The organism is Streptomyces sp. NPDC051452 (assembly GCF_044454765.1).
Classification (GTDB): Bacteria; Actinomycetota; Actinomycetes; order Streptomycetales; family Streptomycetaceae; genus Streptomyces.
On the sequence record NZ_JBITEB010000034.1, the window covers coordinates 1 to 11,112 of the forward strand.

Below are 11,112 nucleotides of genomic sequence, written 5' to 3' on the forward strand. Positions count from 1 at the left end.
GATCCCCGTAACTACCTGGCCTTTCTCGGCCTCGCCGCCGCCATCTGCTGCTACAAACGACTACTCCGCCTCACCACATAGGACACGGTCTTAGGCAACGCGGTGACCCCACCTGCCTCGGAGATCCTCGTCTCCGCCGTCGTGGAGGCGATCACCGGCGAGGACTTGGAGCCCGCTCCGTGTCCGGTCTGACGGACCTCGCCAGCGCCCTGACGCAGGACCCCGAGGCCGTGATGGACCTCGGGGTCCTCCTCGGGCTCCTCCATCGCATAGCCCCTGAGCCGGCCGCCCGTCGCCAGCTCCTCTCCGAGGCCCCCGCGATCCCCGAGGGGGCCACCCAGGGCGAGTACGCCCTCCTGATCCGCCTGACCCTGATGGGAGTGACCCCATGACCGAGTGGTTCGAGTGCTACGTCTGCGGAGACCAGAGCGACACGAAGACGTGCGACCGGTGCCGAAGCCGAATCCGCGGCGCCCTCGCCCAGTTGCCTGAGCAGTTCGCATGGCTCCACCTGAGCCGTCAGCGGGTCCAGGGAGGAGGCGGGGACGGACGGTCGTCCATGCGCCTCCACGCCCCTCTGCCGGGCGATGACCGGGCCTTGAACATGCTGGGCCCGGCGAGCCCTGACGCCGTCACTGACGCCCAGGACCAGACGGGCTCCGTGCCCTTCCTGGAGGTCCTCTGGAGCTGGACTCAGGCCATCACCCACGAGCGGGGCCTGACGCCCGTCAGGAAGCACGTGACGGCCATGACGGCCCGGCTGACGGCCCACTTGCCGTGGATCTGCGAGCAGGGCTGGGTGGGCGACTTCGCCCAGGAGATACACGACCTCGTCAGGACCTCCCAGCGGATCACGCTGACGGAGCCCCGGCGGGAGCTGCTCAAGGGCGTCACGTGCCCGAGCTGCGAGCTGACGGCCCTGGTCCGGTACTTCCCGGGGGACTGGGCGGCCGAGTGCCGTAACTGCCCGAGCGTGAAGCTCGATCGGCACGACTACGAGGCCCTGGTTCAGGGGCAGGCCCGAACCCTTGATGGCGTCAACCCCTGACGCCCGTCAGCGGAGACCGCTAATCTGTGCAACAGATAACCGAAGATTGCCAGTGGGCCCCCGGCATCCGACGCCAATCAGAACCCCGGGGGCCCGAGCAAGGAGATGCGACCTCCATGCCCAAGCCCGAACCTACCCTGACGCCCTTAACGCCGTCAGGGCCACCTGCTGTTGGTACACGTACGGATGCCCAGCTCGGCCTGGCCATCGGCGCCGCCGTGCTGACGACCGCCCTGACCGCCGTGAGCTTCTGGCTCTCGTTCGAGGCCCTCCACGACCTCGCCTCGGCCCACCGCCTCCAGGGGGAGCGCGCCTGGGCCTGGCCCGCCACGGTGGACACCTTCATCGGGGTCGGCGAACTCCTGATCCTCCGGGCCTCCTTGATGCGCCGGGTGGACCCGTGGGCCATCGCCCTGACCGCAGCCGGCTCGCTGGGCTCCATCGCCCTGAACGTCGCCGGGGTGGGCGTCAGCCACGACCCGCTCGACTACGTGACGGCCGCCGTCCCGCCCGTCGCCGCCCTGCTCGCCTTCGGCGTCCTGATGCGCCAGGTCCACGAGTTCCTGCTCTCGCGTCAGAGCGTCCTGACGGCTCCGCCAGTGCCGTCAGGACCGCCCGTGACACCCGTCAGCGAGACCGTGACGCCCGAGGAGCCGGAGGCCCCGGAGGAGCCCCAGGAGGCCGCTGAGGCCCCCGAGGACGAACCCGAGCTGACGGAGGAGCCGGAGCCCGTCACGGAGCCGAAGAAGCCCCGTCAGGAGCTGACGCAGCGGGAGCAGATCGACCTGGTGGTCCGGAGCCTGTACGACGCCCTCGGCAACCAGCGCCCGGCGACCCGTCACATGGTGGCGGCCCTCCGTGACGCGGGCCTCCCCTGCTCTGACGGCACCGCCCGCGAGGCCCGGAAGCGCGTCGAGACGGCCGAGCCCCACCTGAAGAGCTTCCCGGACGCCATCGCGGCCTGAACCACACCCATAGGCGCGCTGTGCTCGCCATCGGCTTGAGCACGTGCGCCACCTGCCGGAGGACACCGATGACCAACACACCTCCTCGGCCGGACTACCCGCCGTACAGCACCGGCTGGGCCGATCCCGAGACCCACGTCCACGTCCACCTCACCAACGACGAGCCCCAGGAGGACCGCTGGGACTTCTCCTGGCTCCAGGTCGGCCGGAACACCAAGGCGATTGTCGTCTCGATCGTGACGTCCCCCTGGTGGGCCGCTGCTCTGCGGGACGTCCACAAGGAGCAGGGCATGGCCGGTGCCTGGTTCATGGGCTGGGCCGTCATGGGAGGAGCCATCTTCTTCGACCACGCCCGTCAGCGCTTCCTGACGCGGGTCCTGCTGTGGACCGCCGTACTGGGGGCCGTGGAGGCCCTCCCCGTCTTCTCCGAACTCGTCCACCTGCTGACCGGGAGCCACTCGTGAACTCTGTGACCACGGCGACCGTCAGCCTGGGCGGCGTCACCATCGGCCTTTCGATCCTGGCCTGGCACTTGACGAAGTGGTGGAAGACCGGAAAGGGCGGAGGCCCGGGAGGCCCTGGTGGTGGCGGCCGGGACCCGAAGGTCCTGCTGCCGCTGCTCAGCTCCATGAGCCTGGGCATGATCTCGATCACGGCCGCCGGAGGCCTGATCGGCACGGCCGCGACGTTCCTGCTCAACACCGGTTCGCTCATCGGCAACTGGTCCCTGGTCAGCCTGACCGGTACGGCCACCCCGGAGGTCACCCGGTCCGGCCTGAAGGCCCTGACGCCCGGCGGCTGCGCCCTGCTGGTGATCTACTTCGTCATCTGCGTCGCCCTCTGGAAGTCCGGCGCCAAGATCCTCAAGGGGAAGATCGCAGCGGGCGTCATCGCGGGCGTCATGCTCGGCCTCTCCGCAGGATTCAGAGGCGTCGCCTCGCTGGCCCTGGTGACGATCACCAACACGGTCGGCGACAAGATCACGGGCGTAGTCCTGTGAGCTGGTTCCGGAAGGTCATCGAACGCCTCGCCAAGGGCAGTACCGCCCTGACCTGGCGGATGGGCCGGGGGATCGTGGAGTGGCTCAAGGCCGGGGAGAAGATCTCGGACTTCCTGATCCGCCTGGCGTTCCTCGCCATCCCCGTGGGGATCGGCTGGAGCCTCCTTGCGGCCACCCGGCTGATCATGTGGGTCTTCGTCGTCGTGTGGTGCATCGCGGCCTGGAGGGCGGCCGCCACGCAGGAGCCCGCGGCGCCTTCTCCCCAGGGACCCCCGGAGCCGGCTGAGGCTGAGGAGCCCGAGAGGGACAACGACTCCCCCAAGGTCTTCAAGGTCCTCCGGGAGTCGGCCGATCCCCACGCACACCTCGCGGTCATCGCCGAGAAGTTGGGGACCGATACCGCCCACGTGCGGGAGGTCCTCACCCGGGCCGGGGTGCCCATCAGCGATGTGCGGATGAGGGGCCGGGGCGTGAGCACGGGCGTGAAGGGCTCCGACATCCCCTCCCCTCCCCCCGCTTCCAGCCCCTCCGCCGAGCCCTCTGAACCTGTTGTTGGCCCAGGTCAGAGCGACAACAACAACACCGAGCTGACCCTGACCCGCCTCCCGAGCGGGGGCCAGGTCCTCTCGGTTCCCGACCCCACCAACCCGGCCCGGACCCACGTAAAGGTCATCGGGCCCATCGAGAGCTGAGGAGGCGTCCATGGAGTACTGCGGCAAGTGCGGCTGGTGGACCAAGCCCGGCTGCGGCCACTGACGACCGAGGACTTGACGGGATCAGCCCCATGCGGGTTGGTCCCGTCGGCATGATGATCGGCATGGATGGTGAAGTGCTTTCCGGCCTGATCGGCCTGGGCGGTGCGCTGATAGGTGGCGCCGTATCGGTGTGGGCCACGGTCGCCACGCAGAAGCAGCAGGCCCAAGAGAGTTACCGGCAACAGCGGGAAGAACAGCACAAGCTGATCGAGCAGCGAGGCCGGGAGGCGGGCGAGAAGGCCCTCACGGAGCTGTACGCCCTACGCAGGCACCTCGTGGAGTGCACTCAGGACAACATTCCTGAGGACCACCAGCCGTGGCGCAAGATCGCCAAGGATCACATGGACGAGGCCGAGTTGGCGGTGGGGCTCATGCCACAGGCTTCGGAGGTGCGAGAGCGCATCGAGGAGGTCCTGGAAGCCGCCTTCATCCACATGGTTCGGAGCAGTGGTGAGGTAGACCGCGAGGTCCTGCACGCCAAGCGTGGAGCGACAGAAGCGATCGACATCCTCTCGGCATACATGCGCGGAGACCGCTTGCCCGAGGCGTCCGCTTGGGCGATGCGGTACAGGGAGCACGCAGCCCACTCTGCGGCCACGTACGCGCTGGAGAACCCCGTGGACGAGGACTGACTCCATGCAGGCAGAAACGCTGGCGGGGCTGATGGGTCTCGCGGGTGCCGTGGTGGGTGCCGGTGGTGCACTGCTGGGCGGGTACCTCCAGCAGCATCACCAGGCCAAGACCGCGAAGGAACAGCGCCGGGACGAACGCAGGTACACAGCCGGCCAGGCGGCGCTGGAGATGCTCATACGCTTCCGCCACGCCAGCATGAAGCGGACCGAGGATGTCGACAGCGCACTCGCGTTCAGTGAGGCGCTTGTCGAGTTCGTTACGACGTTTGATGCCGCCCTCTATGTGGTGCCCGACGGCGACGAAATGCGTAGGCGGGTCTTGGGCACCATCGGTCTCGCTGCGGGCTATATGGAGCCCCATCACCCGAACAGCGAGGACAAAAGCTGGATCGACACCTGCTGCAAGGAGGCCATCGGCGTTCTCTCAGCCTTCCTGCGAGAGGAGCCGCTCCCAGAGCCCTCGCAGCGGTTCTTGGAGCAACACGAGATCATGAGGGCTCGCAGAAGGGCCCAGGTCGACCCGTCATGACGCCCATCAGCATGGCAGCGTGTCAGCCACCGAGAGGATGACGTTGTGCAGGGTGAGCTGTTGGCGGCCCTGTTCGGCCTTGGCGGAACGCTGATCGGCGCAGCGGTCTCCACGGGGGCCGTCGTGTGGCAGCAGCGGAAGACGGCTCGCGAGGCCGAACGCACGTACCTGCTGGGTCTGTCCGAGGCGGCGGCCAACGAGTGCATACGCCTGAGCTACGAGATCCAAGCGCACTTCAAGAAGGGCGTGGGAGACCAGCGGAGCCCGGCGGGCCGGGAATGGCATGCAGAGCTTCAGCGGATGAACCAGTCCCTGGAGGAGCAGTCGCTCAGGTTCCACGACAAGCAGATACGCCGTTTGTTGGACCGCTGCTACGCCGAGATGTACGTTCGGGCCGAGTGGGTCGGAGACCCTGACGGCTGGCCGCCGAGGTACATCACGCTCTGCACCGACATCCGGACGGTCATGGGGGCTGTCCTCCGTCGTCAGCCCTTCCCGGCACGCATCTGGGAGAACTATCCGGACCCGTCATGACGCCCGTCAGCCGAGTGCTTGCATTTTGAATCAAGCTGACCGCATAATCGCGATCAGCGGGACACGCACGTCCTCGCGCAGGCCCCGACGCCACTGGCGGACCGGGGCCTTTCGCATGGTCGGGAGGGCTTCAGTGGAGGACGAACTCTGGCTGACGGCCCGCGAGGCCGCCGATCTGACGGGCGTCAGCATCGTGACGGTCTACTCGTGGGTCCGCCGAGGGCACCTGACAGTCGAGGGTCTCGATCACCGAGGCCAGAAGCTCTTCCGGCATCTGTCCGTCGCCCAGGCCGAGAAGACCACGAGGGCGAAGGCCAAGCGCGTACTCGTCCCTGCTGTCTGACGGCTAAGCCTCCCGCTACGGCTCCGCTGCCGATCGTTCCTCGCTGCGCTCCTGCATCGATCCCGTCGAATCGTGGCGCAGCAGGGCATCCACCGGGGGAAGCTCCGCGGACGAGAACTTCAGGATCAGAGCGGCTTGCAGGTGCGCGCGGGTGCGGACATCCGGAATCTCCGCCAGCAGCCGGATGGCCTCTTCGTTATCCCTCTCCTGCTTCATGTCCTGCCGCAATGTCTTGCTCTGGCCTTCCATGTGCCGAAGTGCCTTGTCAGCTTGACGGTTGAAGAGGGTGCCGATCGCGGTCGTCAAGATCCCGGCCACCGTCGGAACGATGGACGCGTAATGATCACTGTCTGCCCCACGTTGGAAGATGGCAAGAGCCACGCCAACGAGGAGGATGACGCCACCAACTATCGAAGCGACCAGACTGGCCCCGAAGCTCAGACGTGTCTGCGTGAGTCCGTGGGCGTAGTACTCGATCATCAGCTTGGTGAAGACCACATCCGAACGGCGACGCCCGCGATCGTCCACAGAGTCATCGAGCAACTGATCAGAGAGACGCTTCCGCTCAGTGTCGACCAGCTTGTCGCTGACCCACCCGAAGAGGCTCCCGAGTAGTGTTACGTACACCCGGGTCACTATGGCCAGTTGTTCTTTCTACGCCAAGCCGATCGACACAAGTCGTGAAGCCTTGACCGGTCACTCGTCACCACACGCGCGTCTCGCGGTCAGCAGAGGCTCCGGCCCTTGTCCAACACCTCTGAGATGTCCACCTTCAGACCGTTGCCCAGGTTCGTGTCGTCCGCCCAGATCGGCGTCATTGCCGGATAACCGGCGCCCTTGGCCGTGCCATTCACGGCATAGCGCGGACCACCGGGCGGCTCGAATGTGACTGCGCCAGCCTCGCACCGCAGGACGCCAGCGCTGACCGTGAACGGCCACTCCGTGAAGCGCGAGGCCGTGACCGCCAGGCCTCCACTCGGGTCCTTCGCCTCGGAGCTGCTGTACTGCGAGGACTGCTCCGTACTGGTGTCGGGGTCCGAACTGCTGCCGGTGTCCGAACCGTTCGGCCAGCACGACGCCGCCACCGCCATCACGATCACGAAGAACACCCCCGCGCTGATCCATTCCCCACGGCTGTACTGGCGCCTCTCGGTCATCGGATCCCCCTCCAGATCGAAAAGGCAACGCTAGAGCCAGGAGTGCACCCAGCGCAGCAGGTGTGCAGTACCCGGCGCAGCCCGGTCACCCGTCACCACACGCACGTGAGGGGGTGAGCCGGCTGTGGCCCGAACTTTCTCCGCCGAGGACGAGGAGCGCCTGCGTCAGCTCCACGCTGACGGCGTCAGCAGGAACGAGATCGCCCGTCAGATGGGTTGGGCCGTCGGCACCATCACCAACCACGCGAGCCGGCTGGGGCTCAGCTTCGACAGGGAGGCCGTCAGGGCCGCCACTGACGCCCGTCAGGTCGACCTGAAGGACAGGCGTCAGCGGATCCAGGGACAGCTTCTGGATCTGGCGGAGAGGGCCATCGGCAGGGCCCAGGAGCGCTACCTCATCCACGGGTGGACCCACACGGGCGAGAGCGTGGCCGAGTGGCTCCACGAGCCCCCGGCGAAGGAGACCAAGGACCTGACCCTGGCCGCATCAAGCGCCCTCACGAGCGCCCTGAAGCTCGCTCAGGTCGACGCGGGGGACGAGAGCCGGGAGAACGCCCGCGGCCTCCTGGCGACCCTCGGAGAGGCGATGACGACCGCTGCCCGAGAGCTTGGGGGCGACGATGCCGACGAGTACGGCTCGTAGCACCCAGTTCCTCCTGGCGCGCTTCTCCCCCAAACAGATCCGCAGCATCGCAGCGGCCAACCGGAGGATCAACCTCTGGGAGGGCGCGGTCTCCTCGGGCAAGACCATCGCCTCGGCCTGGGCCTGGATGATGTTCGTCCCCCAGGCGTCCACCACGGGCGAGCTGGTGATGATCGGTAAGACCAAGGACTCGCTGTACCGCAACGTCCTTCAGCCGCTCCTGAACCCGGAGATCTTCGGGGAGCTGGCCGCCCAGGTCGAGTACACGCCGGGAGCGGTCACCTGCCGGATCTTCGGCCGGCTCGTCCACGTCATCGGCGCCAACGACATCAAGTCCGAGAACAAGATCCGAGGCATGACGTGCGCCGGGGCGTACGTGGACGAGGCCACGCTCCTGCCTGAACCGTTCTGGGACATGCTCCTGACCCGCATGCGCGCGGTCGGGGCGAGGATCTACGCCTCCACCAACCCGGACGCGCCCACGCACTGGCTGAAGGCCAAGTTCATTGACGAACCCGTGCAGCGGGCGTCCATGAAGGTCTTCAGCTTCGAGCTGGACGACAACGTTCATCTGGACCCTGCGTACGTCGCCCACATCAAGGCCAGCAACGTCGGGCTGTTCTACAAACGCTTCGTCCTCGGCCAGTGGGTCGCCGCCCAGGGCGCGATCTACGACATGTTCGACCACGCCACCCAGGTGGTGGACATCGTCCCGATGATCCGCCGCTGGGTCTCGGTCGGTATCGACTACGGCGCGACCAACCCGACCCACGCGGTATTGATCGGCCTGGCCGACGACCGACGGCTCTACGTCGTCTCCGAGTACCGCTACGCCCGGGGCACGGCCAACCTCACCTTGACCCAGGCGGACACGTCCCGCCGGATCGTGCAGTGGCTGGACGACGTGCCCCAGTACGGCCGTGTGCGGCCTCAGTTCGTCGTGGTGGACCCGAGCGCGGCCAGCTTCAAGACGCAGCTCCACCAGGACGGCCTGAGCCCTGTGGCGGCCGACAACAGCGTCCTGGACGGCATCCGCCTGGTGTCCAACCTCCTGGCGAACCGACAGCTGATGATCCACCGCTCATGCCGTGAGCTGCTCAAGGAGATGGACTCCTACACCTGGGACCCGAAGGCCGCCCTGGACGGCCACGACGCGCCCCTGAAGCAGAACGACCACGGCATGGACGCCCTGAGGTACGCCCTCATGACCACCCGCAGCATGTGGCACCACCAGCTCGCGCGGGCCGCCTGACACACAACAGCACAGCGGAGGTGATCCGATGCCTCTGCCTGCTGGTGGAGCGATGGCCTGGCCGCCTCCCGAGCTGGCCCCGGTGGCCAAGAAGCTCACGGAGTGGTCGGCCTGGTACGCCGGGGACGGTGACGCCCTGGTGTCGGTCTACAGCTTGGCCGGCTCGGCGACCACGCCCCTGTCCCAGACGTTCTTCCAGAGCGACAAGCCGTACGGCGCCTCGGGTCCGGCCACGGCGGCCAGGACTTTTTGGGGCCAGCCGCTCACGCCGGGGACCGTACGAACCAAGCTCCACGTGCCGGTCGCCTCGGACATCGCCGAGCTGAGCGCCAACCTGCTCTTCGGCGAGATGCCGACGTTCACGGCGACCGACAAGGCCACCCAGAAGGAGCTGGACGCCTTCCAGACGGACGGCATGCACTCGTCCCTGAGGGAGGCCGCGGAACTCACTGCGGCCCTCGGAGGCGTGTACCTGAAGGTCGTCTGGGACGAGACGCTCTCGGACCGCCCCTGGCTCGTCCCGATGACCCCGGAGCAGGCGGTACCCACGTGGGCTTGGGACCGCCTGAGGGACGTCACCTTCTGGACCTGCCTCCACCAGGACGACGACTCCACGATCCGACTCCTGGAGTGCCACGAGGTCGGGGCCATCTCGTACGGCCTGTATGAGGGCACGCCGACCGAGCTGGGCGAGCGGATCCCGCTCTCCTCGTTCGAGGGCACCCAGCACCTCGCGGAGCTGTACGGCGAGTCGGGCGTGATGTTCACTGGGCTGCCGTGGCTGACGGCCGCCTACGTGCCCAACGTCAAGCCCAACCGGATCTGGCAGGGCATCCGCTGCGCCGTGAACTTCGGCCGCTCGGACTTCTCGGGGGTCGAGCTGCTCATGGACGCGCTGGACGAGACGTACACGAGCTGGATGCGGGACCTCCGCCTCGGCAAGAGCCGGATCATCGTCCCCAGCTCGATGCTGGAGTCCGAGGGCCCCGGCAAGGGCGGCCGGCTCGACTTGGAGCGCGAGGCGTTCGTGGGCATGGAGGGCATGCTCACCGACCCGAACTCCTCGGGCATCACCCTGAACCAGTTCAACATCCGGGTGGCCGAGCACCAGGTCACGGCGGAGACGCTCTTCGAGCAGATCGTCTCCAGCGCGGGCTACTCAGTGCAGAGCTTCGGCGGGAAGGGCGACGTCGCGGCCGTCACGGCCACGGAGATCCAGGCCCGCAAGGAGCAGAGCCTCAACACCCGGGACCAGAAAATCCTGTACTGGCGCCCGGCGCTCCAGCACCTCTTCCAGGCCCTCCTGGGCATCGACCGTCTCGTCTTCGGGGCTCAGGTGAAGCCCGAGGCCGGGATCGACGTGGCGTTCCCCGATGCCGTCCAGCCGTCCCTGAGGGACATGGCAGAGACGCTCGGGCTGCTGCTCACGGCCCAGTCGATGTCCACCAAGCTCCGGGTGCAGACCCTGCACCCCACATGGACCGAGACACAGGTGGCCCAGGAGGTCGCCGCGATCTTGGCCGACGAGCAGGCATCCACCCCGGCGGCAAGGGCCGCCCCTGTCGTGGCCCCTGCGCTCCCCCAGTAATCCCTGCCCGGTCGCCAAGGCGTGGCTGGGCCCTTCGGCGAGCGTCACAAGGAGGACGACGTCATGAGCACCCCCACTGAGCCGAACCCCCAGCAGGGCGCAGGGGAGCCGGGCAAGGCCCCGGAGCCCCAGAGCCCGCAGCAGCCCGCGAGCGGTCCCCAGGCCGGCTCACAGGGTCAGAGCGAGGGCGGTACCGGCAAGGCCCCGAAGTTCGAGGGCGAGTTCGACCCCCAGAAGGCCGCGCGTCTGGTCGAGAACCTCCGTACCCAGGTGGACGAGGAGAAGACCAAGCGGACCGCCCTGGAGACCCAGTTCTCCGACTTCATGGGCAAGTTCGGCCAGCTCTTCGGTGCCGGTGAGGAGAAGAAGCTCACCCCCGAGCAGATCGCCCAGAAGGCCCAGGAGAGCGACCAGCAGGCCCGCGAGGCCACCGTGAAGCTCGCGGTGTTCCAGACGGCCGGGAAGCACGGCGGGGACCCTGAGGCCCTGCTCGACTCCGCCTCCTTCGCCAAGGCGATCAGCAAGCTCGACCCGACGGCCGACACCTTTGCGGCCAACGTCGAGGCGGCCATCAGAAGCCGTATCTCAACCGAACGTGATCGTTGACTTTTCGCTGGTCAGGCATGGTTCCGGCGGGATGCGGGAGAGATCCCGCGTCCTGTCTCT

Annotated in this window: 16 protein-coding genes; 14 read left to right on the forward strand and 2 right to left on the reverse strand. The window is 67.6% G+C overall.

The window, feature by feature from the left end:
• Positions 1-179 precede the first annotated feature (179 nt).
• From ACIBA9_RS37800 to ACIBA9_RS37845, 10 genes are all read left to right on the forward strand, one after another.
• Positions 180-392 carry a hypothetical protein gene (locus ACIBA9_RS37800; RefSeq protein WP_399370255.1) on the forward strand — a complete coding sequence of 71 codons (213 nt, stop codon included), beginning with the start codon at positions 180-182 and terminating at the stop codon, positions 390-392.
• Positions 393-559: 167 nt separating this feature from the next.
• On the forward strand, positions 560-1,048 hold the full coding sequence (locus tag ACIBA9_RS37805; protein WP_399370257.1) for a hypothetical protein: 489 nt from the start codon (positions 560-562) through the stop codon (positions 1,046-1,048).
• Between the two features lie 218 nt (positions 1,049-1,266).
• Positions 1,267-2,013, forward strand: coding sequence for a DUF2637 domain-containing protein (locus tag ACIBA9_RS37810; protein ID WP_399370259.1), 747 nt, complete (start codon positions 1,267-1,269; stop codon positions 2,011-2,013).
• Positions 2,014-2,081: 68 nt separating this feature from the next.
• Positions 2,082-2,477: a hypothetical protein gene (locus ACIBA9_RS37815; RefSeq protein ID WP_399370261.1), complete on the forward strand. Its 396-nt coding sequence runs from the start codon at positions 2,082-2,084 to the stop codon at positions 2,475-2,477.
• Positions 2,474-3,013, forward strand: a complete 540-nt coding sequence (locus ACIBA9_RS37820; protein WP_399370263.1) for a hypothetical protein — start codon at positions 2,474-2,476, stop codon at positions 3,011-3,013. The genes ACIBA9_RS37815 and ACIBA9_RS37820 overlap by 4 nt, the downstream gene beginning before the upstream one ends.
• Positions 3,010-3,705, forward strand: coding sequence for a hypothetical protein (locus ACIBA9_RS37825; RefSeq protein WP_399370265.1), 696 nt, complete (start codon positions 3,010-3,012; stop codon positions 3,703-3,705). The genes ACIBA9_RS37820 and ACIBA9_RS37825 overlap by 4 nt, the downstream gene beginning before the upstream one ends.
• A 125-nt stretch (positions 3,706-3,830) precedes the next feature.
• Complete coding sequence (locus ACIBA9_RS37830; RefSeq protein WP_399370267.1) at positions 3,831-4,400, forward strand: hypothetical protein; 570 nt, start codon at positions 3,831-3,833, stop codon at positions 4,398-4,400.
• Between the two features lie 4 nt (positions 4,401-4,404).
• On the forward strand, positions 4,405-4,929 hold the full coding sequence (locus ACIBA9_RS37835; protein ID WP_399370269.1) for a hypothetical protein: 525 nt from the start codon (positions 4,405-4,407) through the stop codon (positions 4,927-4,929).
• Between the two features lie 45 nt (positions 4,930-4,974).
• Entirely contained in the window at positions 4,975-5,463 is a 489-nt protein-coding gene (locus ACIBA9_RS37840; RefSeq protein WP_399370271.1) for a hypothetical protein, read from the forward strand.
• Between the two features lie 133 nt (positions 5,464-5,596).
• Positions 5,597-5,806, forward strand: coding sequence for a helix-turn-helix domain-containing protein (locus ACIBA9_RS37845; RefSeq protein ID WP_399370274.1), 210 nt, complete (start codon positions 5,597-5,599; stop codon positions 5,804-5,806).
• A gap of 15 nt (positions 5,807-5,821) precedes the next feature.
• Here ACIBA9_RS37845 and ACIBA9_RS37850 read toward each other — a convergent pair whose 3' ends face one another.
• Together ACIBA9_RS37850 and ACIBA9_RS37855 are read right to left on the reverse strand one after the other, a co-directional pair.
• Complete coding sequence (locus ACIBA9_RS37850; RefSeq protein ID WP_399370276.1) at positions 5,822-6,433, reverse strand: hypothetical protein; 612 nt, start codon at positions 6,431-6,433, stop codon at positions 5,822-5,824.
• A gap of 98 nt (positions 6,434-6,531) precedes the next feature.
• On the reverse strand, positions 6,532-6,963 hold the full coding sequence (locus ACIBA9_RS37855; RefSeq protein WP_399370279.1) for a hypothetical protein: 432 nt from the start codon (positions 6,961-6,963) through the stop codon (positions 6,532-6,534).
• A 124-nt stretch (positions 6,964-7,087) separates the two neighbouring features.
• On the opposite strand from ACIBA9_RS37855, the gene ACIBA9_RS37860 reads away from it, so the two are divergent.
• The 4 genes from ACIBA9_RS37860 (at position 7,088) to ACIBA9_RS37875 (ending at position 11,052) form a co-directional block, all read left to right on the forward strand.
• On the forward strand, positions 7,088-7,606 hold the full coding sequence (locus tag ACIBA9_RS37860; protein WP_399370281.1) for a hypothetical protein: 519 nt from the start codon (positions 7,088-7,090) through the stop codon (positions 7,604-7,606).
• Complete coding sequence (locus ACIBA9_RS37865) at positions 7,584-8,858, forward strand: PBSX family phage terminase large subunit (protein WP_399370283.1); 1,275 nt, start codon at positions 7,584-7,586, stop codon at positions 8,856-8,858. Before ACIBA9_RS37860 ends, ACIBA9_RS37865 begins: the two co-directional genes overlap by 23 nt.
• Positions 8,859-8,886: 28 nt before the next feature.
• Complete coding sequence (locus ACIBA9_RS37870; RefSeq protein ID WP_399370285.1) at positions 8,887-10,446, forward strand: phage portal protein; 1,560 nt, start codon at positions 8,887-8,889, stop codon at positions 10,444-10,446.
• Between the two features lie 63 nt (positions 10,447-10,509).
• Positions 10,510-11,052 (forward strand): hypothetical protein, encoded by a 543-nt coding sequence (locus tag ACIBA9_RS37875; RefSeq protein ID WP_399370287.1) that lies wholly within the window; start codon positions 10,510-10,512, stop codon positions 11,050-11,052.
• Positions 11,053-11,112: the final 60 nt, after the last annotated feature.

Excerpts from the sequence above, each read along its gene's own strand:
- ACIBA9_RS37805 (WP_399370257.1), top strand. The coding sequence starts at position 560 with ATGCGCCTCCACGCCCCTCTGCCGGGCGATGACCGGGCCTTGAACATG.
- ACIBA9_RS37815 (WP_399370261.1), top strand. The coding sequence starts at position 2,082 with ATGACCAACACACCTCCTCGGCCGGACTACCCGCCGTACAGCACCGGC.
- ACIBA9_RS37830 (WP_399370267.1), top strand. The coding sequence starts at position 3,831 with ATGGATGGTGAAGTGCTTTCCGGCCTGATCGGCCTGGGCGGTGCGCTG.
- ACIBA9_RS37835 (WP_399370269.1), top strand. The coding sequence starts at position 4,405 with ATGCAGGCAGAAACGCTGGCGGGGCTGATGGGTCTCGCGGGTGCCGTG.
- ACIBA9_RS37855 (WP_399370279.1), bottom strand. The coding sequence starts at position 6,963 with ATGACCGAGAGGCGCCAGTACAGCCGTGGGGAATGGATCAGCGCGGGG.
- ACIBA9_RS37865 (WP_399370283.1), top strand. The coding sequence starts at position 7,584 with ATGCCGACGAGTACGGCTCGTAGCACCCAGTTCCTCCTGGCGCGCTTC.
- ACIBA9_RS37870 (WP_399370285.1), top strand. The coding sequence starts at position 8,887 with ATGCCTCTGCCTGCTGGTGGAGCGATGGCCTGGCCGCCTCCCGAGCTG.
- ACIBA9_RS37875 (WP_399370287.1), top strand. The coding sequence starts at position 10,510 with ATGAGCACCCCCACTGAGCCGAACCCCCAGCAGGGCGCAGGGGAGCCG.